Here is a 24,332-nt window from a genome sequence, read left to right on the forward strand (position 1 = left end):
GCCGTGCAGCCTTGACGGCGGCGGCTGTTCCCCGGTGTATGGGACAAGAATCTGCAACGGAATTTGCCCGTTTGGCGCCTGATTCCGTTATTATATCGAGCTAGCTCCGAACCCCCTTGCGCGTGCCCGAGATCGCATGTCGAAGAAGTCCCTGTTCAAGGCGCTGACCGAGACCGGCCCGCTGATCGCGCTGGGGACGGCGCTTGCGATTTTGGTATCGGTGGCAGGCCCCGCCTCGGCGCAATTCTTCAACTTCCCCGGCTTCGGCGGCCCGCCGCAGCGCTCGGCCCCGCCGCCACAACGCGGCGGAGGTGGAGGCGGCGGCTGGTTCGGCGGCGACTTCTTCACCCCCTTCCAGCAGCAACAGCCGCAGGCGCCGCGTCAGGATTTCTCGCGCGCGCCGGCGCCGGCCAAACGCGACACCATCCCAGAGAAGAACGTGCTGGTGATCGGCGATGCCATGGCCGACTGGCTCGCCTATGGCCTCGAGGATGCCTACAACGAGCAGCCCGACATGGGCGTGATCCGCAAGCACAGGACGACATCCGGCCTGATCAAGTACCAGCCGAAGGGTGAGCCCTCGGATTGGGCGGCAGCGGCCAAGGGAATCCTCGAGACCGAGAAGCCTGACGTCATCGTCGTCATGCTCGGCCTCAACGACCGCGCCGCGATCCGCGAGCCTGTCGCGGACAAGGCCACGGATAAGGACAAGGACAAGAAGAACGACAAGGGCGCGCGCGCCAAACCACCGGCGAAGCCCGGCGAGACGAAACCCGGCAGCGACAGTGCCGCCAAGCCGGACGACAAGCCTGCCGACGCGGACCTGCCGCAGGATGACGCCGACAACGCCGACACCCCTGCGGCCGCGCCGGAAAGGACCGCGCGCAATCCGAACGGCCTCTACGAATTCCGCGACGAGCGCTGGGTCGAGCTCTACGGCAAGAAGATCGAGGAACTGGCCAACATCCTCAAGGCCAAGGGCGTGCCGGTGCTGTGGGTCGGCCTTCCCGCCATCCGCGGGCAGAAGGGCACGGCGGACATGCTGTTCCTGGATTCGCTCTATCGCGAAGGCGCGGCCAAGGCCGGCATCACCTATGTCGACGTCTGGGATGGTTTTGTCGACGAGGCCGGCCGCTTCCTTCAGAAGGGCCCGGACTTCGAAGGCCAGATCCGTCAGCTCCGCAGCTCTGACGGCGTCTTCTTCACAAAGCCCGGCGCACGCAAGCTCGCCCATTACGTCGAACGCGAGATCACGCGCCTGCTCGCGGGCCGCTCCGGCCCGATCGCGCTGCCGAGCGAGCCGGCGACGCCCGATACCAGTGCCGAGCCCGGCAAGCCCGCGCCGCGGCCGCTGGCCGGTCCGATCGTGCCGCTGGTTGCGGCCTCGATCTCGGCGGACCAATTGCTGGGCGGACCGGGCTCGCGTCCCGCCGCCGTCGATGCGCTCGCTGCGAAGACGATGGTGAAAGGCGAGCCGCTGACCGCCCCGGCCGGGCGTGCCGACGATTATGCCTGGCCGCGCCGCGAGGTCGGCCGCGAGCAGGCCAAGGGCGATACGCCTGTTGCGGCGACGACGCCTGACGGCAGCGCGGCGCCCGGCTCACCGTCACCGGGGCCAGCCGCCGCGATCGCGCCGCCGAGGCTCGCGCCAAAGAGGCCGCCGATGCCGCCGCAGCAGCCCGCCCAGGCACAGCCTTCGTTCCGTGATTTCTTTGGCTTCGGCTCGCCGCAGCCACCGCCGCCACGTCAACTTGCGCCGGCGCCAGGGCCGCGCAATCCAGCGCAGAACCCCGCGATCCCGCGTCCACCCGGCAATGTCGGACGATCGGCGGAAATGATCCGGTAATTTCCTAAGCTCACGTCTCGTGTCCCGGACGCGACGCAGCGCGAAGCGTTGCGACGCAGAGACGGGACCCAGTTTCTTGCAACACCCAAAAAGAATAGGCCCCGGCTCCGCGCAGCAGCGCTTTGGCGCTGCAGCGCGTCCGGGGCACGAGACATTCGTCGCTTGGGGAGCTCAGCGATAATAGCGCCAGCGCGACGGCGGACGGCGGGCGGGACGCGACATCAGAAGCGCGAGCGCAAACCCGATGCCGCCGGCGATCAGCAACGAGCCGAGCGGATTGTCCTGCACCTTTTTCGACAGCGCCTGTGTCCCATCGCGGAAAGTCTCGCCGCTATTCTCATAGGCGTCCTTGGCATAGCCCGCGGCGGTGTCCGTGGCATCGCGCACGGCATCCTTGGCCTGGCCGTAGAGATTCTGCACCGTGCCCGCGGCTTCCCGCGCCTTGCCCGACGCCTGCGTCTTCGCATCACCTGCCAGGTCTCCGATCGCGCCTTCCGCGCGTCCGGCGAATTCCTTGGCCGATCCAACAATCCGGTCCGTATCCATGATGATCCTCCTCGGTGGTCAGCCGAAGTAACCGATCAGGCGCGGCCCAGTTCCAAGTCTCTGCGAAAGTGAAGCCTCTCGCGAACCAGCAGCGCACCCGGGAACGGGCAAGCAAATCCCGGATGGCTTCGATCGTCCGGGCTACAAGATGAGGCCGCCATCGACGACCAGTGTCTGGCCGACGATGTAGGACGACAGCGGCGAAGCCAGGAACAGCGCCGCGCCCGCCATGTCGGCCGGCGTGCCCAATCGCCGCAGCGGGATGCGCGCAAGCGCGCCTTCGAGCCGCTTGGGATTGTCGGTCGTCACCTTCGTCATCTTGGTGTCGACGAGCCCCGGCGCGATGCCGTTGACGCGGACGCCGTCTTCGGCCCAGGCCTCGCCCAGCGTGCGCGTCAATCCGACCGCGCCGGTCTTCGAGGCGTTGTAGGCGGGATTGCCCATGGTGGAATGATAGGCGGCGGTCGAGGACACCATGATCAGCGAGCCCTTGGCATCCCGCAACATGGAATGAAACCGCGTCGCGCAAGCCATCAGGCTCATCAAATTGACCTCCACGACCTTGCGGAAACCAGCCATCTCGAATTCGCCGCGGCGGTAGATCACCGCGCCCTGCGCGAGCACCAGGATGTCGAGACGATCGAACGACGGCTTGAATGCCTCGATCGCACCGGGGTTGCTGACATCGAGCTGCGCATACGCAAGACCGGTGAGATCGGAGCCTTCGCCGGCTGAATATTCCGCTGCGTGAGCACGCGTGCCGCACACCGCGACATCCGCACCTCTGGCGCGAAAGGCCTGTGCGATGCCGTTGCCGATACCGCTGGAACCGCCGACCACCAGCACCTGCCTGCCTGAGAAATCGAGCTCGTTTGCCATCGCGGCCTCCCCTTCGTCTTGCTTGTTTGACCTGTCTGCGGATCGATGCCAGCCTTGTCAATCATAACAAGAACAAGCACGACGCGAGGAAACAGCATGTCCGAATCCAAGGAGCTGAGCCGGTCCGTGAAGGGCCTCACCGTTCTCGTCACCGGCGCGGCCAGCGGCATGGGACGCGCGACCGCGCGCGTGTTCGCGGCCGAAGGTGCAAATGTTGCCGTCACGGATTTCAACGAGCAAGGTGCCGAGACCGTTGCCAGACAGATCGCGGCGAGCGGCGGATCGGCGAAAGCCTGGAAGCTCGATGTCGCCGAGGCCGGCGAGATCAAGCGCGTGGTCGGCGATGTCGCTGCGCATTTCGGCGGGCTCGACATCGTCGTCAACAATGCCGGCATCTCCGTGCGTGTCGCGATCGACGATGAGGCCTATGAGGACGCATGGGCCAGGGGCCTCGCCGTGATGCTGACCGCGCATCCACGCATCATCCGCGCTGCGCTTCCTCACTTGCGCAAGTCGAAGAGCCCGCGCATCGTCAACATCGCCTCGACCGAGGCGCTCGGCGCCACCGCCTTGCACAGCCCCTATTCGGCGGCCAAGGGCGGCGTTGCGAGCCTCACCCGCTCGCTGGCGGTAGAGCTCGGCCGCGAGGGCATCACCGTCAACTGCATTTGCCCAGGGCCGATCCGCACGGCGATCACCGACCGCATTTCCGAGGAGCACAAGACCATCTACGCCAAGCGCCGCACGGCACTCGGCCGCTACGGCGAGCCCGAGGAGGTCGCGCATATGACGCTCAGCCTCTGCCTGCCGGCCGCCTCATTCCTGACCGGCGCCGTGATCCCGGTCGACGGCGGGCTGATGGCCCGGAACGCGTGAGAGCCATGCGCGCGGCGCGTTGACATCGCCGAACGCGGGAGGCATTTTTTCTGCAAACAGAGCGGAGAAACCGCTCGCACATGCGGGAGAAACGCCATGACGATCGCCATCCGGCAGCTTCAGAAGCATTTCGTCGGTGAGGTGTCCGGCCTCGATTTGCGCAAACCCCTCACGGCGGAAGAGGCACGCGAGGTCGAAGCCGCCATGGACAAATACGCGGTGCTGGTCTTCCACGACCAGGACATCACCGACGAGCAGCAGATGGCGTTCGCGCTGAATTTCGGCCAACGCGAGGAGGCGCGCGGCGGCAACATCACCAAGGCCGATGAATACCGCCTCACCTCGGGCCTGAACGACGTCTCAAACCTCGGCAAGGACGGCAAGCCGCTCGCCAGGGACAGCCGCGCCAATCTGTTCAACCTCGGCAATTGCCTGTGGCACTCCGACAGTTCGTTCCGCCCCATCCCGGCGAAATTCTCGCTGTTGTCCGCTCGCGTGGTCAATCCGAAGGGCGGCAACACCGAATTCGCCGACATGCGCGCCGGCTATGACGCGCTCGACGACGAAACCAAGGCGGAGATCGAGGATTCCGTCTGCGAGCACTCGCTGATGTATTCGCGCGGCTCGCTCGGCTTCACCGAATACACCGACGAGGAGAAGGGGATGTTCAAGCCGGTGCTGCAACGCCTGGTGCGCACCCATCCCGTCCATCGCCGCAAGTCGCTTTATCTCTCGTCGCATGCCGGCAAGATAGTCGGCATGAGTGTGCCGGAGGGCCGGCTGCTGCTGCGTGACCTCAACGAGCATGCGACGCAGCCCGAGTTCGTCTACGTTCACAAATGGAGGCTGCATGACCTCGTGATGTGGGACAACCGCCAGACCATGCACCGCGTCCGCCGCTACGACCAGTCCCAGCCCCGCGACATGCGCCGCGCGACGGTGGCGGGCACCGAGGCAACGGTGCAGCAGCAGGCGGCGGAGTAGGCGCTACTCAGCCGTCGTCCCGCCGGGTAAGGTGGACTCAATCCTCCACGTCGTCCTGGACAAGCGAGCAAAGCGAGCGCCGATCCAGGACCCATTACCACCGAGCGCAGTTTGACGAGGGTTTGTTGTTACCAGCCTGCCTCAAACCACTCCCTGGGGTAATGGGTCCTGGCTTTCGCCAGGACGACGGCCGAGGGCGGAACGACAGCGGGGAGTTTTGCGACAGCGGAGGATAAGGCTACGCGTGCCCGGCCTCGTTGGAGAGCATGCCGGGATCGATGCCGATCTTGTGCAGGGCGCGGTTGTACTTGTCGTCGACATCGTCGCCAAAGATCAGGTCAGCGTCCGCGTCGCAATGCAGCCAGCCATTGCCCTGAATCTCGGTCTCGAGCTGGCCCGGCGCCCAGCCGGCATAGCCGAGCGCGAGGATGGCGTGCTTGGGGCCGGAGCCGTTGGCGATGGCGCGCAGGATGTCGACGGTCGCGGTGAGGCAGACCCCGTCGTCGATCCGAAGCGTCGCGTTCTCGATGTAGAAGTCGCTGGAATGCAGCACGAAGCCGCGCCCGGTATCGACCGGACCGCCGCGCAGCACCTTCATGCTTTCGGCATTCTCCGGCAGCTTGATGTGCTCGCCCTTCTTGACGATGCCGAGCTGCATCAAGAGCTCGGGAAAGTCGATGGAGCCCGCCGGGTGATTGACGATGATGCCCATCGCGCCTTCGGCAGAATGGGCACAGAGATAGATTACCGAGCGCTCGAAACGGGGATCGCCCATCACGGGCATCGCAATCAGGAGCCGGCCGTCGAGGTAACCGGCCGAACTGGGCAGCACGGGGTTCGTGCTGCGGGTGCTATCGCCCGTCCTTTTGCCCGTAGGAGCCATGGTGCAGCACTCCGGTTTCAATTCCTATCCTGATGTCGGGCCCGGCCGGTGTCAAATCAAGGCTTGCCCAGACCTGATTCGTTGCATCCATCACAAGCAATTCAATGGTTTGCCCCGGGGCGACCCTGTAAAGACGTGCCATGTCCAGCATAGTTCCCCTGCATGCGGCGATTGGCGTCGCGACAACCTTGCTTGCGTCGTCGCTGGCAATCGCAGCCCGTGCCGACGACGCTTCGCCGTGGCAGCGCGACGGACATTCCGCGGTGCGGCTGGTGGCGGGGTCGCGCAGCGGCGCCGTCCTGCTCGGCGGTATCGCCTTCCAGCTCCAGCCGGGCTGGAAGACCTACTGGCGCTCGCCGGGCGATTCCGGCGTTCCGCCGCGGTTCGACTTCTCGAAGTCGGACAACGTCGAGGCGGTGACGATCATGTGGCCGGCGCCGCTCAAGTTCGACGACGGCGCGGGCGGGCACTCGATCGGTTATCGCGACCAGGTCGTGCTGCCCTTGCGCATCGTCGCGAAGGCGGCGGACAAGCCGGTGACCTTGCGCGCCGAGATCAACTACGCGGTCTGCGAAAAGCTCTGTGTTCCCGTCGAAGCCAGCGCCGAACTCGGTTTCAACAGCGTCGCCTCGACCGAGGACGCGAACTTGCGCGCAGCGCTCGACACCGTGCCCAAGCCCGCCAATATCGGTGATCCCAATCCCCTCACCATCCGCGACGTCAAGCGTGACGGGCCCAAGAACGTGGTGGTCGACGTGGTGACGCCGGACAGCCGCAACGTCAATCTGTTCGTGGAAGGGCCGACGCCCGATTGGGCGCTGCCGATTCCCGCCCCGATCCAGCACGGCCCGCCCGACGTAAAGCGGTTTTCCTTCGAGCTCGACGGATTGCCGCCGGGCGCCAAGGCCGATGGGGCGGCGCTGAAGTTCACGCTGGTCGGACCGGAGAAGTCGTACGAGTTTAATACGAATCTGGAGTGAGGACGAGACTCGTGGTTACCAGCGCGCGCTCCAACCTCTGCCAGGGGGTTGGGTTCCGGATCGGCGCGCGCTTGAGGCGGGCTTGTCCGGGACGACAGCGGGGATGGGGCGACACCGTACCCATGCAAACCCACCCAACCGAATCTTAACGAATGGTTGCTAATTCCCGGGCATGCCGCAGCATGCGGACGCCCGGGGATCTCGAATTGGCCGTGATGGATGCTCAACCCGCAACGACCGGACCGGCCGGGTTGGTCGAGCGGCTGCGCGGCCGATTGACCGGCGGCTCGAGCGAGGCGTCGCTGACGCGGCGGCTGGCCGGCACCATCTTCATCATCCGCGTCATCAGCGCAGGCCTTGCCTATGTCTCGCAGGTGCTACTGGCGCGCTGGATGGGCACGTCCGATTACGGCATCTACGTCTATGTCTGGACCTGGGTGCTGCTGCTCGGCAGCATGATGGATTTCGGCATCTCCGCTTCCGCGCAAAAGATCATTCCGGAGTATCGCGCCAGCGGCGCGCATGCGCTGCTGCGCGGCTTCCTTTCCGGCAGCCGCTGGCTGACCCTTGCCGCTTCCACGCTGGTGTCGCTCGGCCTCGCCGGCATCGTCAAGCTGCTGTCGCCCTGGATCGATCCGGCCGAGGCGCTGCCGCTCTATATCGGCTGCATGACGCTGCCGGCCTTCGTCGTCGCCAACACCCAGGATGGCATCGCGCGCTCGCACGACTGGATGCAGCTCGGCCTGATGCCGCAGTTCATCATCCGCCAGGCGCTGATCATCGGCATGACGGGCTCTGCGTTCCTGCTCGGCTACCATCTCGGCGCGGTCGCCGCGATGGTCGCGAGCGCCGGGGCGGTCTGGATCGCGATGACCGGGCAGATGGTGGTGCTGAACCGCAAGCTTGCCCACCACATCGAGCCTGGCCCCAAGGCCTATGACGTCGGCGGCTGGCTCGCCGTCTCGCTGCCGATCCTGCTGGTCGAGAGCTTCTACTTGCTGCTGTCCTACACCGACGTGCTGGTCCTGCAGCAATTTCGTCCCTCCGACGAGGTCGGCGTTTATTTCGCGGTGGTGAAGACATTGGCGCTGGTCTCCTTCATCCATTACGCGATGTCGGCGACCACAGCGCATCGCTTCGCCGAATACAACGCAAGCGGCGACAAGGCGCGGCTGTCGGCCTATGTGGCGCACGCCATCGGCTGGACGTTCTGGCCGTCGCTGGCAGCGACCGTCGTGCTGCTCGCGCTCGGCAAGCCGCTGCTCTGGCTGTTCGGGCCGCAATTCACCGTCGGCTACGACATCATGTTCGTCGCCGCGATCGGCCTCGTGGTGCGCTCTGCGATCGGCCCGGTCGAGCGGCTGCTCAACATGCTCGGCCAGCAGAAGCTTTGTGCGCTCGCTTATGCGCTGGCCTTCGTGATGAATCTCGTGCTCTGCATCGCGCTGGTCCCGCGCTACGGGGGACACGGCGCCGCCGCCGCGACCTCGATCTCCCTCACCTTCGAGACCGTGCTCCTGTTCTGGATCGTGCGGCAGCGCCTCGGCCTGCACGTGCTGGCGTTTGGAAGGTAGCCTGTGCTGCTGCCCCGCCTCGCGGGAAGAGTGGTTTCACAAGGCACCGGCGAACAGGGAGAAATGGCTGCGTATCTCCGGCCAGCAGCATGATTTTTCTTATTTGATCCAAGCGGTTGCATGGCGGAGAAAGTTGATTCTACGTCATATTGCCCCACCCGCGAGATCAACCTAAGCTTACCTTGAATGTTTGATCCACTCTACGTCGCTTCCGGATTCGGCGTCGGCCTGCTCGTCGGCATGACCGGTGTAGGCGGCGGCTCGTTGATGACGCCGCTCCTGATCCTGCTGTTCGGCGTTCATCCCTCCACGGCGGTCGGCACCGACCTGCTCTACGCCGCCGCCACCAAGACCGGCGGCAGCCTGGTGCACGGCTGGTCGCGCAGCGTGCACTGGCCGGCGGTGCTGCGGCTTGCCTGCGGCAGCATTCCTGCGAGCGCGGTGACGCTGCTGGTGCTGTGGAAGCTCGACCTCCGAAGCGATTCCGAGCGCAGCCTGGTCAATGTGGTGTTGTGCTTCGCGCTGATCCTGACCGCGACGTCGCTGATCTTCCGCAAGTCGATCATGGAGCGTTACCGCAAGCGCCTTGAGCAGGTCGACGCGCGCACCACCGCCGTTGCGACCGTGATCACCGGGATCGTGCTCGGCGTGCTGGTGTCGATTTCATCCGTCGGCGCCGGCGCGGTCGGCGTGACCGTGCTGCTCTTGCTCTATCCCCGCCTGCCCATGGCGACCATCGTCGGCTCCGACATCGCGCATGCCGTGCCGCTGACGCTGGTTGCCGGCATCGGACATTGGGCGCTCGGCGACGTCGATTGGGCGCTGATGGGCGTGCTGCTGTTGGGCTCGCTGCCCGGCATCATCGTCGGCAGCTTCAGCGCCACGCGCGTACCCGAGACGGTGCTGCGCCTGACGCTGGCCTGCGTGCTGTTCGTGGTCGCCGGCAAGATCATGTTTGCCGAGTTGCATTTGTCGTCCGCGTTCGTGACGGCGCTGGCCTGGGGCCATTGAGGACAGGCGGCGCCGCCTCGCCTCTCCCACCGCCATCGCGGGAATTCGTAGGGTAGGCAAAGCGGAGCGTGCCCACCACTCCTTCTCAAGCGTGGCAAAATTTCCCAACCACGGAGAAATGGTGGGCACGGCGCTGACGCGCCTTTGCCCACCCTACGGGATCGCGTGCTTACTCCGCCGTCCAGCCGCCGTCGATCGAGAGATTGGTGCCGGTGATCTGCGCGGCATCGTCGCTGCACAGAAACAGCGCGAGCGCTGCGACCTGCTCGGAAGTGACGAACTCCTTGGTCGGCTGCGCGTCGAGCAGCACGTCGTTGATGACCTGCTCGCGCGTCAGATTGCGCGCCTTCATGGTGTCGGGGATCTGCTTCTCGACCAGCGGCGTCCAGACGTAGCCGGGGCTGATGCAGTTGCAGGTGATCTTGTGGGTCGCGACTTCCAGCGCCACGGTCTTGGTCAGGCCGGCGATGCCGTGCTTGGCCGACACGTAAGCCGACTTGAAGGGTGAGGCGACGAGCGAGTGCGCCGAGGCGGTGTTGATGATGCGGCCCCAGCCCTTCTTCTTCATTCCGGGCACCGCGGCGCGGATGGCATGGAAGGCCGAGGACAGGTTGATCGCGATGATCTGGTCCCACTTCTCGAGCGGAAACTCTTCGATCGGCGAGACGAACTGGATGCCGGCATTGTTGACGAGGACGTCGACCGAACCGAACGTCTTCTCGCCGAGCGCGATCATCCCTGCGATCTCGGCAGGCTTGGTCATGTCGGCGGGCGAGTAGATCGCCTTGACCTTGAAGTCGGACTCGATCTTGGCGCGTTCCTTTTCGATGTCCTCGGGCGAGCCGAAGCCATTGATGACGACATTGGCGCCGGCGGCGGCGAAGGCACGTGCGTAAGCCAGCCCGATGCCGCTGGTCGACCCGGTCACGACTGCGTTCTTGCCTGACAGACTACCCATTTCATTCGCTCCTTTTTGCCGGGGGCGCGGTGACGTCCCCCGTGAGATCGTAGGCCACCATGGTCTCGCCGGATTGCGGCGTCTCGAGCCGGTCCTTGTGGCGCATCGACAGATGCACGTCGCGGACGCCGCCTTCCCAATGCTCGACCATGGCGACATGCGAGAAGTCGTAGTCCTTGGACGAAGATTCGTAGTTCTTGCTGCGATAGATCAGGTGAACCACCGTCACCGTGCTTTCGCGCGACGCCTTCGCGAGGAATTCGACGGAAGGATCATTCTTGAGATAATCCGGCAATTTGGAAATCAGATCGCGCACGGCACGGCGGGCGTTGTGAATCTGCTTGTTCTTGTCGGTGTTCATCCGCGTGCGGCTGGAATAGCGGATGTCCTTCTCGCGCTCGGCGGCTTCCAGCAGCGAAGTCGGCAGATCGCCGCGGGCGGAAAACAGGTCGACCTGGAAGATCAGCATGTCGCGCTCGAGCTCGGTATCGAGCACGTAATCAAGCGGCGTATTGGAGGCGATGCCGCCGTCCCAATAGTGCTCGCCGTCGATCACGACGGACGGAAAGCCCGGCGGCAAGGCGCCGGACGCCATGATGTGCTCGGGGCCGATGGTCTTGCCGAGCTTCTTGAACTCGTAATTGTCGAAATATTTGAAATTGCCCGAGGTGACGCCGACGGCGCCGATCGACAGACGCGTCTTCACATCGTTGATGCGGTCGAAATCGACCAGGCGCTCCAGCGTCTTCTTCAGGGGCGCGGTGTCGTAATAGCTTTCCGCCTCGGGATGGCCCGGTGGCCACAGCGGCGCCGGCGGAACGCGCGGGACGAAGAAACCGGGCACGCCGAAGGTCGCGATCAGCGCAGCGCTCGTCGAGTTGAACAGTTCGCGGCTGTGGTCGCTCTTGCCGATCGGCTTCCACGGCACCGGCGCCGACACCATCTCCCAGAATTCCTTGAGCCGCTCGACGCGGGTGCGGCCCTCATTGCCGGCGATGATGGCGGCGTTGATGGCGCCGATCGAGATGCCGGCGACCCATTCCGGCTCGAAGCCGTAGCCGCACAGCGCCTGGAAGGCGCCGGCCTGGTACGAGCCGAGCGCGCCACCGCCCTGGAGGACCAGGACACGTTGCGCATTCGCGGGGATGCTGGCGGAGGCCGGACGATGATCTGTCATGAGGGAACAATAGCAAAAGCCGATGCACCGTGGCGACCCTCCGCCGCGGCGTCAATGCATCCCGGGATCAAGTCTGGCTTATCGCTCCGTCGAGGCCAGGATCAAGGTCCAGAACACCTTGTATTTGGTGCCGGGAGCATAGCCCGCTGCGATGCCCAATTTTGTGACACCGTTCTTGAGCATGTTGGCGCGGTGGGGCGGCGAGTCGCGCCAGCCGGAAAACGCTTCCGCCAGCGTATGATAGCCGGCCGAGACATTCTCGACCGCCACCGTCGCGGGATAGCCTCCGGTGGCGAGACGCTTGGCGAGCGGCGCGCGGACGTCATGATCCATCTTGTTGGCGGCCGCCATGGCCTGGGACTGGGATTCGGCGAGCCGCATCAGGTCCGCATCGATCACGACGGTGCCGAGCCCGTTGTTCTGGCGGTATTGCGAGATCATCACGGCGGCCGCCTGCGCATCGAGCCTGGCGCCCGCCACCGCCATGTCGGTATACATGGACGGCTGCTGGACCGGCGCTTCGTTGCCGGCGCAGCCGGCCAGAAGCAAAGTGATGAGTATTGCGGCCGCAGCGCGCATGAATCGGTAGCCCCCAAATGACGGGCCGTTGTTGCATACCAACCGTGGCTGAAAGGTGAATTTTGAGGAAAATCTGATCGGTGTCATTCCGGGGTGCGCTGGGCGCCCACCCGGAATCCCGAGATTCCGGGTTCGATGCTTCGCATCGCCCCGGAATGACAGGGGGACCCTACCCCGCAAATATCCGGTAGCGGCGGGGTTCGAGCCCGACCGTGTCGCCGGCGCGCAGTTCCTTGTCGCGGGGGGCGTCGATCTCGATGGTCTCGCCGCCTGACAGCGCAACCTCGGCGCGCTGCACGGGGCCGAAATTGCGGACATGCTGAACCGCGCCCTCGAAGGCGCCGCTGCCGGGTGGGCCGACCAGCATGTCGTGCCGCCGCACGAACAGTTTCGACGCGCCGGGCGCAAGCCCCTCGGCGGCAAGCGGAAGCTGCCGGTCGCCGAGCCGGACCACGCCATCGGATATCTGAACCGGCAGCTCGATGGATTCGCCGATGAAGCCGTGGACGAAGGCGGTCGCCGGGCTTTCGTAGACGTCGTCGGGCGAGCCGATCTGCTCGATCCGGCCCTTGTCCATCACCACGACGCGGTTGGCGACTTCCAGCGCCTCCTCCTGGTCATGGGTGACGAAGATCGAGGTGACGTTGATCTCGTGATGCAGCGAGCGCAGCCACCTTCGCAGCTCCTTGCGCACCTTGGCATCGAGCGCGCCAAAGGGCTCGTCGAGCAAGAGGATGCGCGGCTCGATCGCGAGCGCACGGGCGAGCGCGATGCGCTGGCGCTGGCCGCCCGAGAGCTGGCTCGGATAACGGTCAGCGAGCCAGTCGAGCTGCACGAGATCGAGCAGCTCCTTGACCCGTGCACGGATGGTCGCTTCATCCTTGCGGATTGCGCGCGGCTGCACGCGCAGGCCGAAGGCGACATTCTCGAACACCGTCATGTGGCGGAACAGCGCGTAGTGCTGGAACACGAAGCCGACATGCCGTTCGCGCGCGCCCTGTGCCAGCGCGTCCTCGCCGTTGAAGGTGACCTCGCCGGAATCAGGCCAGTCGAGGCCGGCGATGATCCGCAGCAATGTGGTCTTGCCGGAGCCGGAGGGACCGAGCAGCGCCAGCAACTCGCCGTCGTTGACCTTGAGGTCGACGCCGTCGAGGGCTGCGAAGCTGCCGAATTTCTTGACGAGATTCTTGACTTCAATGGTCATTGACGTCTTGTCCTTCGTCGAGGTGACGTTCGAGAACGGTTTTTGCAATCAGCGTGATCAGCGCCAGCATCGCGAGCAGCGAGGCGATCGCGAAGGCGGCGACGAACTGGTACTCGTTGTAGAGAATCTCGACCAGCAGCGGCATGGTGTTGGTCTCGCCGCGGATATGGCCGGAGACGACGGAGACCGCGCCAAACTCGCCCATCGCGCGGGCGTTACAGAGCAGGACGCCGTAGAGCACGCCCCATTTGATATTGGGCAGCGTGACGCGGAAGAAGGTTTGCAGACCCGAGGCGCCGAGCGAGACCGCGGCCTCCTCCTCCTGGGTGCCCTGCTCCTGCATGAGGGGGATCAGCGCGCGCGCCACGAAGGGGAAGGTGACGAAGGTGGTGGCGAGCGCGATGCCGGGCACCGCGAACAGGATCTGGATGTCGTGGTCGCGCAGCCAGCTGCCGAAATAGCCCTGCGCGCCGAACAGCAGCACGAAAACGAGGCCCGAGATCACCGGCGAGACCGAGAACGGCAGGTCGATCAGCGTGATCAGGAAGGTCTTGCCCGGGAAATCGAATTTTGCAATCGCCCAGGCTGCAACGAGCCCGAACACGAGATTGAGACCGACCGAGATGGCGGCGACCAGCAGCGTCAGCTTGATCGCGGCCAGTGCCTCCGGCTCGGCGAGCGCGGCGAAATAGGCGAGGATCCCCTTCGAGAACGCCTGGGCGAACACCACCACCAGCGGCAGCACGACGAAGACCGTGAGGAACATCATCGCCAGCGCGATGATGGTGAGGCGCACCGCCCTCGGCTCGGTGCGAAGGTTGTCACGCGCCGCTTCCGCGTGCGCACGCGCCTTCGCGTCGGGCGAGGAGAGCGACATGGAGTCCGCGATCTGCATCGTCATGATCCGCCCCTCAACGCGCCGGAATCCGGCTCTGCGCCCAGCGCTGGAGCCGGTTGACGGCGAAGATGACGACGAAGGAGACGACGAGCATGACGACCGCGATGGCGGTCGCATCGGCGTAGCGGAATTCGGACAGGCGGATCACGATCAAGAGCGGCGCGATCTCGGAGACGTTGGGCAGATTGCCGGCGATGAAGATCACCGAGCCGTATTCGCCGACCGCGCGGGCGAAGGCGAGCGCGAGCCCTGTGAGCAGGGCCGGCGCCAGCGAAGGCAGGATCACGCGGGTGATGGTCTGCCAGCGGCTGGCGCCAAGGCTGCCCGCGGCCTCCTCGATCTCGGGATCGAGATCCTGGAGCACCGGCTGCACGGTGCGGACCACGAAGGGAATACCGATGAAAATCATGGCAACGAAGATGCCGACCGGCGTGAACGCGACCTTGATGCCGAGCTCGGCAAGCGGCGCGCCCAGCCAGCCCTTCTCGGCAAACAGCGCGGTCAGCGCTACACCGGCAACCGCCGTGGGCAGTGCGAAGGGCACGTCGACGATGGCATCGAAGATGCGACGGCCCGGGAAGCGGTAGCGCACCAGCGCCCAGACGATGATGCTGCCCATCACCAGATTGACGCAGGCCGCCGCGAAGGCGAGGCCGAAGGAGACCCGCAAGGCATTCAGGGTGCGGCGGCTGGAGAGGATGTTCCAGAACTGCTCGGGGCTGAGCTCGAACGATTTCAGGAACAGCCCGGCAAGCGGAATCAAGATGATGATGGAGAGCCAGGAAAGCGTCAGTCCCATCGTGAGACCGAAGCCCGGCAATGTCCGGCGTCGTGCTGCGAATGCGCTCACCAGGCCCCCTGCTAACGCCCCTCCGACAGCGCCCGATCAGTTCTTGTAGATCTGATCAAAGACGCCGCCGTCGGCGAAATGTTCCTTCTGCGCCTTGGTCCAGCCGCCGAAGACGTCGTCGATCGTGAACAGCTCGACCTTGGCGAAGGCATTCTCGTACTTTTTCGCAATTTCGGCGTCGCGAGGACGGTAGAAATTGCGCGCGGCGATCTCTTGAGCTTCCTTGGTATACCAGTACTGCAGGTAAGCGTCAGCCGCGTTCCGGGTGCCTTTCTTGTCGGCAACCTTGTCGACGATGGTGACCGGCGGCTCGGCAAGGATCGATTGCGGCGGTGCCACGATCTCGAACTTGTTCGCACCGAACTCCTTCAGCGCGAGGAACGCCTCGTTCTCCCAGGCGAGCAGCACGTCGCCGACGCCGCGCTCGACGAAGGTCACGGTGGCGCCCCGTGCGCCGGTATCGAGCACCGGCACCTGTTGGAAGAGCTTCCCGACGAACTCCTTGGCCTTGTCGGCCGAACCGTATTTCTTCTGCGCAAAGCCCCAGGCCGCCAGATAATTCCAGCGGGCGCCGCCCGAGGTCTTCGGGTTCGGCGTGATGATCGCGACACCCGGCTTGACCAGATCGTCCCAGTCCTTGATCCCCTTGGGATTGCCCTTGCGCACCAGGAAGACGATCGTCGACGTGTAGGGTGATGAATTCTGCGGCAGGCGCTTTTGCCAGTCGGTTGTGGTGAGGCCCTTGTTCGCGATCGCGTCGATGTCATAGGCGAGCGCCAGCGTCACCACGTCGGCCTGCAAGCCGTCGATCACCGCACGCGCCTGCGAACCGCTGCCGCCATGCGATTGCTTGATCTCGACGCTCTTGCCGGTCTCCTTCTGATAGGCGGTCGCGAATGCCTTGTTGAATTCGGCGTAGAGTTCACGCGTCGGATCGTACGACACATTCAATAGATTGATATCCGCGGCGAGAGCCGAGCTTGCCCAAAGAAGGGTTGCCGCGAGCGGGACGATACGGCGCATCATGTCCATCTCCATTCACCTCGACGACGTCGGCGTCGTCGATGGCACGCGGGCATAACTCGGGGCGAAACGCTCTTGAGTCAACGGAACCGGATTTTCTTGTTCGCAGCGTGGCAGCGTAAGCGTGCTACGAAATCTTCATCGTGTGAATGCCGCATTCTGTCTTGGCCCGACCCCGCCAGCGACCGGCGCGAGAATCTTCGTCCTCAATCGTTCGGCTCGTGCACGGCATACATCCAACCGACAGAAATCCTGACACAACCAGAGGGTGCCGCGGCAATTTGGCGCGCACGAAGATCGCTTCGATCTCCTCGCGCGAGACGTTGGCAAAGGGATTGAATTTCAACCGCGCACCGTCGTCCTCGACGACGGGGATGTCCGCGCGTGTGTTGCCTTGAAAACGCTTGCGGCCGTTGATCCAGGCCGAGAACGGCTTCAATGCGCGCGCCAGCGGTTCCACCTTGCGGATGCGGCAGCAGGCGTCGGGATCCGAGAACCAGAGGTCGCGGTCGGGATCTTCGCGCGACAACGTCTCTTCGGCGGGCTTGATCGACCGAACGTCCTTGAGACCGAGGGACGCGATCAGCGCGTCGCGATAGGCCAGCGTCTCCTCGAACAACCAGCCGGTGTCCAGAAAGATCACGGGGATCGCCGGATCGACCTCGGCCATGACCTTGAGCAGCGCGGCGGATTCCGTGCCGAAGGACGACACCAGCGCGAGCTTGTCGCGCCCGACCGTCTTCAGCGCCGCGGCGATGACCTCCGCAGGCGATGCATCGCGCAATCCGCGATCGAGCTCATCCGCCGGCGGCAGCGCAGACACGGACGAAACCTGAGCCGCGACCGCATTCACGTGCCGACCCCTTCGGAGTGGCGCAACTGCATGCGCCGGTGCAACGCCGTGATCCGGCCGTCACCGGTGGGCTGGTAGAACACCGAATAGCGCTTGGCGGTCTGCATGAAGGCTTCCGCATCCGCCTGCTTCTTGACCTCGAAGGCATCGAAGCCCGCGCGCAGCATGAACACGAACTGGTCGCGCAGCACCTGACCGGTGGCACGCAATTCGCCGCGGTAATTGTAGCGCTCGCGCAGCAGGCGGGCCTGGCTGTAGGCGCGGCCGTCGCGGAAGGTCGGAAACACCAGCGCGACCGTCGCGAGCTTGTCGAGATACGGCACCAGCTCGGCGATGTCGCGGTTGTTCGGCCAGATCACGCCGATCTTGCCGGCACGCTTGAGCAAGCCTTCCGCCTCGCCGAGGAAACGTTCGGCCGGCACCAGGATGTCGCCGCCCTCGGGCAGTGGCGTGTCGACGGCGAGCTTGAGGAAGCCGTCGTCGGCGATCTTTCCGCCGTTAACGAGTGGCATAGACGCGCTCCTTGAAGGGTTCGACGCCGAGACGCTTCACCGTATCCATGAACAGCTCCTCCGGCCGCTCGCGCAGCGCCAGATAGGCTTCCACGACGTCTTCGATGACATCGGCGACTTCGTCGAATTTGACGCCGGGTCCGATGAGGGTCCCGAGCGCGGCGTTCTCGTCGGCGCGACCGCCGATGGTGATCTGGTAGACCTCCTCGCCGTTCTTCTCGACGCCGAGAATACCGATATGGCCGACATGGTGATGGCCACAGGCATTGATGCAGCCCGAGATGTTGATGTGGAGACGGCCGATCAGATTGGCGAGCTCGTGATTGGCGAATCGCCGCGTCAACTCCTGCGCGATCGGAATCGAGCGAGCATTCGCCAGCGAGCAATAGTCGAGACCCGGGCAGGCGATGATGTCGGTGATCAGATTGACGTTGGGCGTTGCGAGCCCGAGCTTGTCGAGCGCCTTCCACAGCGCCGGCAGGTCGCGCTTGGCGACGTGGGGCAGCGCGAGGTTCTGCTCGTGGCCGACGCGGATCTCACCGAAGGAATATTTGTCGGCGAGATCGGCCAGCGCATCCATCTGCTCGGCCGTGGCATCGCCGGGAGGCGCGCCGATCGGCTTCAGGGAGATGGTAACGATGGAATAGCCTTGCACCTTGTGCGGAGCGACCGAATTCTTGCGCCACGCCTCGAAGTCCGGATCGGCCGCGGCCTGGCGCAGCTCGTCCGGCATGTGCGGCAGCTTCTCGTAGGCCGGATACGTGAAGCGCGAGCGGATGTCCTCGATCACCTCGTCATCGATCTGGAGCGAAGAGTTGCGGATGTGCTGCCACTCGTCCTCGACCTCGCGGGAGAATTTCTCGATGCCGAGCTCGTGCACCAGGATCTTGATACGTGCCTTGTAGATGTTGTCGCGCCGGCCGTACTGGTTGTAGACGCGCAGGATCGCCTCGATGTAGCTGAGGATATCGCGGCCATGCACGAAGTGCTTGATGGTCTTGGCGATGAACGGCGTGCGGCCGAGACCGCCGCCGACCAGCACCTCGAAGCCGGTCTCGCCCTTCTCGTTCTTGATCAGCCTCAAGCCGATGTCGTGGATCTTGATCGCGGCACGATCATGGTCCGATGCGGTGATCGCGATCTTGAACTTGCGCGGTAGGAACGAGAACTCGGGATGCAGCGTGGTGTGCTGGCGGATCAGCTCCGACCAGATGCGGGGATCCTCGATCTCGCCGGGCGCGACGCCGGCCCACTGGTCCGATGTGACGTTGCGCATGTTGTTGCCGGAGGTCTGCATCGCATGGATGCCGACTTCGGCAAGATCTGCCAGTGCATCCGGCAGCTCGGCGAGCTTGATCCAGTTGAACTGGATGTTCTGCCGCGTGGTGAAATGGCCGTAGCCGCGGTCGTATTTGCGCGCGACATGGGCGAGCGCCCGCAGCTGGTTCGTCGCCAGCGTGCCATAAGGAATCGCGACACGGAACATGTAGGCATGCAGTTGCAGGTAGACCCCGTTCTGCAGCCGCAGGATCTTGAACTCGTCCTCGGTGAGCTCGCCGGAGAGGCGGCGCTTCACCTGGTCGCGGAACTCCGAGACGCGCTCGTTGACGAGCGTGCGGTCGATTTCGTCGTAAGCATACATAAGAAAGCGCCTTAAACCTGGACCGGCTGTCCGATGGTGACGCCGGTGCGGCGGATCTGTTCGCGCAGATTGCCGGGAACGATCTTGCCGTCAGCGCCGATCTGCACAGGCGCGATATAGGGACCGATCGCGCCGACGTCATCGGCGACGGACTCCGCAAGCAACGCCTTGGCCTCGTCGGAGTTGCGCACGATCGCGGCTTCCGAGAGCTCCGCGGACCAGCCCTTGGCGGCGGTGCGGTAGACCACGATGCCGTCCCAGGTGCGGTTGGCGGTCACGACCGAGGGGCCGGCGATTTTGATCTTTTTCTGTTCAAGCGGGGAGGTCATTCGGCTGCATCCAGGAGGTCAGAGATGTTTTGAGCTGAGTTTTTCTTCGGAGTTTCGCGGCTAAGCGAGCCGGCATGCCGGACCACCTCGCCGATGATGAGGATGGCGGGACCGCCCTGGATCCGCCGTACCAGTTCGGGCAGATCGCGCAGGGTGCCGATCGCACCTTGCGCATCGGGACGCGTGACGCGGGCGAATACCCCGACCGGCGTCTCCGGCGAACGGCCGGCGGCAAACAGGCCGGCGCGGATGGCGGGCGCCGCGGTCATGCCCATGTAGACCACGACGGTCATCCTGGTGTCGGTCAGCGTCGACCAGTCCACGACTTCGGCATCGCGCGCCTTGTGCGCGGTCAGGAAGGTGATGCGGGTCGCTTCATGACGGTAGGTGAGCGGCACCTCGAAATCGGCGGCGCCGCCGAGGCCTGCAGTGATACCCGGAATGATCGAATAAGCGATGCCTGCCGCGCGCAGCGCTTCGACTTCCTCACCGCCACGGCCGAACACGAAGGGATCGCCGCCCTTCAGCCGCACCACGCGCTGGCCGGCCTGCGCGGCCTCGATCATGCGCTTGTTGATGGCATCCTGGCCGATGCCGGGCTTGCCGACACGACGGCCGACGGCAACGCGCGTGGTGTCGCGGCGGATTCGGTCGAGAATGTCCGGCGAGACCAACTCGTCATGGAAGACGATGTCGGCATCCTGAAGCGCACGCAGCGCCTTGATGGTGAGGAGATCGGGATCGCCTGGACCGGCGCCGACCAGCGCGACCGAGCCTTCCGGTTTGTCGGCCCGCGCGAACGCGGCGGGATCGGAAATTGCCTTGAGCGCAGCATCCGCATCGCTTTTGCGGCCGGCGAGCACGGACGCGCCGATCGGGCCGTCGATGACGCGCTCCCAGAAGCGGCGGCGCAGCGGAAACTCGGCAATACGCGCGTTGATGGATTTGCGGAAGCCGCCGATGAACTCGGCGAGCTCGCCGATGCGAGCCGGCAGCAGAGCCTCAATCTTCTCGCGCACGCGCCGCGCCACCACCGGCGAGGTGCCGCCGGTGCCGACTGCGACCACGACATCGCCGCGATCGACGATCGCCGGGAAGATGAAGCTGGAATGTTCGAGGTCGTCCATGACGTTGACGGGCAGGCCAAGCGCCTTGGCGCGGACCGACATCGCCACACCGGCATCGCCTGCGCCTGCGCAGACGACGGCGATGACGCCCGAGAGATCGGCAGTGAGCGGATCGCCGGAGACGATTTCGATTTGCGCCGCGTCTTCGGTGCCGAGCCCCAGGTCCTGGTCGCCGTCGATCGCATGCACGCGGATGCGCGCGCCGGCGGCCGCGAGCACGCGCAGCTTGGCGCGCAAAAGCTCGCCCGCACCGATGAGGACCACCGGACCGGCCTTGAGATCGAGAAACACCGGCAAGAACCGCATGCGATACTCGCTTCCCCACAATCGGGGTTGACTGGAATTATTTTCTATATATGTCTCGTTTCGAGCGCGCAAAGAGAAAATTTTTTCTTCTCTTTCGCACTGCAACTATAGAATTTTCGCCTCCAAACGCAAAGTGGCAGAGATGCATCTTCTCAAGACCGATTTTGTTGCAGATGGACGGGACTTCCGCGCTCCCGTCGCCGAGCAAATTCCAGTCGGGCTGACTGCCCCCAGCATGGATCATCTCGACCAGCTCGAGGCGCAGAGCATCTACATTTTTCGGGAGGCCTTTGCTCGGCTCAAGAAGATCGCCCTGTTGTGGTCGCTCGGCAAAGACTCCAACGTCATGATCTGGCTGGCGCGGAAAGCCTTCTTCGGCAAGATGCCGTTCCCCGCCCTTCATGTCGACACCGGCAAGAAGTTTCCGGAAATGTATCGCTTTCGCGATCATTACGGCAAAGAGTGGGATCTCGATCTGCGCGTCGAGCCCTGCCCGCCGATCGATGCCGTCGATCCAACGCTGCCGCCGGCCGCACGTTCCGCCGCGCGCAAGACCGAGGGCCTCAAGATGGCGCTCGCCAAATACGGCTTCGACGGCCTGATCGCCGGCATCCGCCGCGACGAGGAGGCGACGCGCGCCAAGGAACGCGTGTTCTCGCCACGCGGATTGGAGGGCAATTGGGACGTGCGCGACCAGCCGCCGGAGTTCTGGGATCATTTCAATGCGTCGCCGCCGCAAGGCGCGCATTTGCGCATCCATCCGATCCTGCATTGGACCGAGGCCGACATCTGGGCCTACACCAAGCGCGAGAACATCCCGATCATTCCGCTTTATCTCGCCAAGGACGGCAAGCGCTATCGTTCGCTGGGTGACCAGGACATCACCAATCCGGTCGCTTCGACCGCAACGAGCATCGACGAGATCCTGATCGAGCTCGAACAGACCAAGGTGCCGGAGCGGGCCGGGCGCGCGCTGGACCACGAGACCGAAGACGCTTTCGAGCGCCTGCGCGTCGCCGGCTATCTCTGAAGGACGCAACGCGGCCATGAACATGATCGTCACGCCAGCCTCGCCCGCCACCCCGAACGGCACCACGCGTCCCCAGGTGCGCATCGTCATCGTCGGCCATGTCGATCACGGCAAGTCGACGCTGGTCGGCCGCCTCCTGCACGAGACCGGCAGCCTGCCCGATGGCAAGCTGGAAATGCTGAAAGCCGTCAGCGCACGGCGCGGCATGCCGTTCGAATGGTCGTTCCTGCTCGATGCGCTCCAGACCGAGCGCGACCAGGGCATCACCATCGACACCACGCAGATCCGCTTCCGCACCAATTCGCGCGACATCGTGCTGATCGACGCGCCGGGCCATGCCGAGTTCCTGCGCAACATGATCACCGGTGCCTCGCAGGCCGACGGCGCCGTGCTGATCATCGACGCGCTCGAAGGCGTGCGCGACCAGACCAGGCGGCATGGCTATCTGCTGCATCTGCTCGGCGTGAAGCAGGTCGCTGTAGTCGTCAACAAGATGGACCGTGTCGATTTCGGCGCGGAGCGATTCAAGGCGATCAGCGACGAGATTTCGGCGCATCTGAGCGGCCTCGGCGTGACGCCGACCGCGGTGATCCCGATCTCCGCGCGTGACGGCGATGGCGTCGCCGCGCGCACCGACCACATCTCCTGGTACAAGGGGCCGACGGTGGTCGAGGCGCTGGACTTGCTGGAGCCCGCGCGGCCGCTGGAAGCGCTGGCGCTGCGGCTGCCGGTGCAGGCGATCTACAAATTCGACGACCGCCGCATCGTGGCGGGCCGCATCGAGTCCGGCAGCCTGATTGCCGGCGACGAGATCGTGATCATGCCGGCCGGCAAGATCGCCAAGATCAAGACGGTCGAAAGCTGGCCGATGACGCCGGTCGCAGGGCGGCAGGGCGCCGGCCGCTCGGTCGGCATTACCCTCGACCGCGAGCTCTTCATCGAGCGCGGCGACATCATCGCGCATGCAGGCAGTGCGCCGCGCGAAACGCGGCGGCTGCGTGCGCGCATCTTCTGGCTGCACGACAAGCCGCTCGCCAAGGGCGACCAGCTGCTGGTGCGCTGCGGGCCGAAGGAAAGCCGCGCCACCGTCGTTGCCATCGAGAAGGCGGTCGATCCCGGCGAATTGTCGAGCACCGAGAACAAGGCGATCGGCCGCAACCATGTCGGAGAGATCGACATTTCCCTGTCGAACCCGATTGCCGCCGATCCCTACACCGACAATCCGCGCACCGGCCGCCTCGTGATCGAGGTATCCGGACGCATCGCCGGCGGCGGCCTGGTACTGTCGGTCGATGCCGGACAACGCGCCGTGCCGGTCGACATCGTGCCGGTGGAATCGGCGCTGCGGCCCGACGAGCGCTCCGCGCGCTATCGCCACAACGGGGCCGTGGTTTGGTTCACCGGCCTGCCCGCCTCCGGCAAGTCGACGCTGGCGAAAGCACTGGAGCGGCGGCTGTTCAGCAATGGCGGCTCGCCCATCCTGCTCGACGGCGACACGCTGCGCGCCGGGCTCAACAGCGATCTCGGTTTCTCCGCCGCTGACCGCAGCGAGAACATCCGTCGTCTCGCCGAGGTCGCGACCCACCTCGCCCGCAACGGCCACATCGCCATCGTCGCTGCGGTCTCACCGGCCCGTGAGGATCGCGCCACCGCACGCCGCATCGCCGACACCGCGTTCCGCGAGATCCATGTCGCGACGCCGGCAGACGTGTGCGAGGAGCGCGATCCCAAGGGTCACTACAAGAAGGCGCGCGCCGGCACGCTTCAATCGTTCACCGGCATCGGCAACGACTACGAAAAGCCGCAGGCCGCAGAGCTGGTGATCGACACGTCGACGCGGACGGTCGCCGAAGCCGCCGACGAGATCGAGCAGATGCTGAAGACCACCGGCGTGCTGTTCGACGAACTCGTGGACCTCGCCGCGAATATTTGAGAGCGCGCCCACACTTGGGGGCACACCCCGCACCACATCAACGGTGTCGTCCTGGCGAAAGCCAGGACCCATACCGCGTGATTTATCCCTTGGGCTCAGTCGCAGTACCGGGCGACAAGCCGTCGCCGAACTTCTCCCTGGGGTAACGGGTCCTGGCTTTCGCCAGGACGACGTCGGGGAGGGGTCGAGCCCATAGCCTTCGCAGCGCACCTCCGCGCACCGCGTCCACACCTCTCCTTGACATTTTGACAACCCTCCGGGGGTCTTCTCACCGCCCCTTTTTTGGGGCTAATAGGCCTCCGAAAGTCGCCCCCCGGGGGCGCATTTTGCTG

23 protein-coding genes are annotated in these 24,332 nt (G+C 64.9%); 8 read left to right on the top strand and 15 right to left on the bottom strand.

Features of this window, described 5'->3' with window-relative positions; all coding sequences use genetic code 11:
- The first annotated feature begins 136 nt into the window (after window positions 1–136).
- Complete coding sequence (locus HAP40_RS33640; protein WP_166813178.1) at window positions 137–1,846, top strand: SGNH family hydrolase; 1,710 nt, start codon at window positions 137–139, stop codon at window positions 1,844–1,846.
- Between the two features lie 171 nt (window positions 1,847–2,017).
- Here HAP40_RS33640 and HAP40_RS33645 read toward each other — a convergent pair whose 3' ends face one another.
- A complete protein-coding gene (locus HAP40_RS33645; RefSeq protein ID WP_166813176.1) occupies window positions 2,018–2,392 on the bottom strand; it encodes a CsbD family protein in 375 nt (124 codons plus the stop codon).
- Window positions 2,393–2,533: 141 nt separating this feature from the next.
- Window positions 2,534–3,271 (bottom strand): SDR family NAD(P)-dependent oxidoreductase, encoded by a 738-nt coding sequence (locus HAP40_RS33650; protein ID WP_166813174.1) that lies wholly within the window; start codon window positions 3,269–3,271, stop codon window positions 2,534–2,536.
- A gap of 96 nt (window positions 3,272–3,367) precedes the next feature.
- On the opposite strand from HAP40_RS33650, the gene HAP40_RS33655 reads away from it, so the two are divergent.
- Together HAP40_RS33655 and HAP40_RS33660 are read left to right on the top strand one after the other, a co-directional pair.
- Entirely contained in the window at window positions 3,368–4,147 is a 780-nt protein-coding gene (locus HAP40_RS33655) for an SDR family NAD(P)-dependent oxidoreductase (RefSeq protein ID WP_166813172.1), read from the top strand.
- A gap of 96 nt (window positions 4,148–4,243) precedes the next feature.
- On the top strand, window positions 4,244–5,131 hold the full coding sequence (locus HAP40_RS33660) for a TauD/TfdA dioxygenase family protein (RefSeq protein WP_166813170.1): 888 nt from the start codon (window positions 4,244–4,246) through the stop codon (window positions 5,129–5,131).
- Between the two features lie 238 nt (window positions 5,132–5,369).
- On the opposite strand, the gene HAP40_RS33665 is transcribed toward HAP40_RS33660, so the two are convergent.
- On the bottom strand, window positions 5,370–6,014 hold the full coding sequence (locus tag HAP40_RS33665) for a YqgE/AlgH family protein (protein ID WP_166813168.1): 645 nt from the start codon (window positions 6,012–6,014) through the stop codon (window positions 5,370–5,372).
- Between the two features lie 140 nt (window positions 6,015–6,154).
- On the opposite strand from HAP40_RS33665, the gene HAP40_RS33670 reads away from it, so the two are divergent.
- The 3 genes from HAP40_RS33670 to HAP40_RS33680 all read left to right on the top strand — a co-directional run bounded on the left by HAP40_RS33670 (window position 6,155) and on the right by HAP40_RS33680 (window position 9,579).
- Window positions 6,155–6,994, top strand: coding sequence for a protein-disulfide reductase DsbD domain-containing protein (locus HAP40_RS33670; protein ID WP_166813166.1), 840 nt, complete (start codon window positions 6,155–6,157; stop codon window positions 6,992–6,994).
- 206 nt (window positions 6,995–7,200) lie between these two features.
- Window positions 7,201–8,568, top strand: coding sequence for a flippase (locus HAP40_RS33675; RefSeq protein ID WP_166819241.1), 1,368 nt, complete (start codon window positions 7,201–7,203; stop codon window positions 8,566–8,568).
- Window positions 8,569–8,754: 186 nt separating this feature from the next.
- Window positions 8,755–9,579: a sulfite exporter TauE/SafE family protein gene (locus tag HAP40_RS33680; protein WP_166813164.1), complete on the top strand. Its 825-nt coding sequence runs from the start codon at window positions 8,755–8,757 to the stop codon at window positions 9,577–9,579.
- Between the two features lie 169 nt (window positions 9,580–9,748).
- Here HAP40_RS33680 and HAP40_RS33685 read toward each other — a convergent pair whose 3' ends face one another.
- The 12 genes from HAP40_RS33685 to cysG all read right to left on the bottom strand — a co-directional run bounded on the left by HAP40_RS33685 (window position 9,749) and on the right by cysG (window position 21,037).
- Entirely contained in the window at window positions 9,749–10,537 is a 789-nt protein-coding gene (locus HAP40_RS33685) for a 3-hydroxybutyrate dehydrogenase (RefSeq protein ID WP_166813162.1), read from the bottom strand.
- Between the two features lies 1 nt (window position 10,538).
- On the bottom strand, window positions 10,539–11,714 hold the full coding sequence (locus HAP40_RS33690) for a DUF3734 domain-containing protein (RefSeq protein WP_166813160.1): 1,176 nt from the start codon (window positions 11,712–11,714) through the stop codon (window positions 10,539–10,541).
- A gap of 78 nt (window positions 11,715–11,792) precedes the next feature.
- Window positions 11,793–12,293 (bottom strand): CAP domain-containing protein, encoded by a 501-nt coding sequence (locus HAP40_RS33695; protein ID WP_166813158.1) that lies wholly within the window; start codon window positions 12,291–12,293, stop codon window positions 11,793–11,795.
- 169 nt (window positions 12,294–12,462) lie between these two features.
- Window positions 12,463–13,497 (bottom strand): sulfate/molybdate ABC transporter ATP-binding protein, encoded by a 1,035-nt coding sequence (locus HAP40_RS33700; RefSeq protein ID WP_166813156.1) that lies wholly within the window; start codon window positions 13,495–13,497, stop codon window positions 12,463–12,465.
- Complete coding sequence (gene cysW, locus HAP40_RS33705) at window positions 13,487–14,398, bottom strand: sulfate ABC transporter permease subunit CysW (RefSeq protein WP_166813154.1); 912 nt, start codon at window positions 14,396–14,398, stop codon at window positions 13,487–13,489. Before cysW ends, HAP40_RS33700 begins: the two co-directional genes overlap by 11 nt.
- Before the next feature lie 10 nt (window positions 14,399–14,408).
- Window positions 14,409–15,194, bottom strand: a complete 786-nt coding sequence (gene cysT / locus HAP40_RS33710) for a sulfate ABC transporter permease subunit CysT (protein ID WP_246556750.1) — start codon at window positions 15,192–15,194, stop codon at window positions 14,409–14,411.
- An 87-nt stretch (window positions 15,195–15,281) separates the two neighbouring features.
- On the bottom strand, window positions 15,282–16,283 hold the full coding sequence (locus tag HAP40_RS33715) for a sulfate ABC transporter substrate-binding protein (RefSeq protein WP_208024856.1): 1,002 nt from the start codon (window positions 16,281–16,283) through the stop codon (window positions 15,282–15,284).
- A 112-nt stretch (window positions 16,284–16,395) separates the two neighbouring features.
- Window positions 16,396–17,121, bottom strand: coding sequence for a phosphoadenylyl-sulfate reductase (locus tag HAP40_RS33720; RefSeq protein ID WP_166813148.1), 726 nt, complete (start codon window positions 17,119–17,121; stop codon window positions 16,396–16,398).
- Window positions 17,118–17,633, bottom strand: a complete 516-nt coding sequence (locus HAP40_RS33725) for a DUF934 domain-containing protein (protein ID WP_166813146.1) — start codon at window positions 17,631–17,633, stop codon at window positions 17,118–17,120. The genes HAP40_RS33720 and HAP40_RS33725 overlap by 4 nt, the downstream gene beginning before the upstream one ends.
- A complete protein-coding gene (locus HAP40_RS33730; RefSeq protein WP_166813144.1) occupies window positions 17,620–19,275 on the bottom strand; it encodes a nitrite/sulfite reductase in 1,656 nt (551 codons plus the stop codon). The genes HAP40_RS33725 and HAP40_RS33730 overlap by 14 nt, the downstream gene beginning before the upstream one ends.
- 11 nt (window positions 19,276–19,286) lie before the next feature.
- On the bottom strand, window positions 19,287–19,604 hold the full coding sequence (locus HAP40_RS33735; protein WP_166813142.1) for a DUF2849 domain-containing protein: 318 nt from the start codon (window positions 19,602–19,604) through the stop codon (window positions 19,287–19,289).
- Window positions 19,601–21,037 carry a siroheme synthase CysG gene (cysG, locus tag HAP40_RS33740; RefSeq protein WP_166813140.1) on the bottom strand — a complete coding sequence of 479 codons (1,437 nt, stop codon included), beginning with the start codon at window positions 21,035–21,037 and terminating at the stop codon, window positions 19,601–19,603. Before cysG ends, HAP40_RS33735 begins: the two co-directional genes overlap by 4 nt.
- A gap of 235 nt (window positions 21,038–21,272) precedes the next feature.
- Between cysG and cysD the strand changes: the two genes are divergently transcribed.
- Window positions 21,273–22,067 (top strand): sulfate adenylyltransferase subunit CysD, encoded by a 795-nt coding sequence (cysD, locus tag HAP40_RS33745; RefSeq protein WP_166819240.1) that lies wholly within the window; start codon window positions 21,273–21,275, stop codon window positions 22,065–22,067.
- 16 nt (window positions 22,068–22,083) lie between these two features.
- Entirely contained in the window at window positions 22,084–24,000 is a 1,917-nt protein-coding gene (gene cysC, locus HAP40_RS33750) for an adenylyl-sulfate kinase (protein WP_166813138.1), read from the top strand.
- Window positions 24,001–24,332 lie beyond the last annotated feature (332 nt).

The organism is Bradyrhizobium sp. 1(2017), from assembly GCF_011602485.2.
Taxonomy (GTDB): domain Bacteria; phylum Pseudomonadota; class Alphaproteobacteria; order Rhizobiales; family Xanthobacteraceae; genus Bradyrhizobium.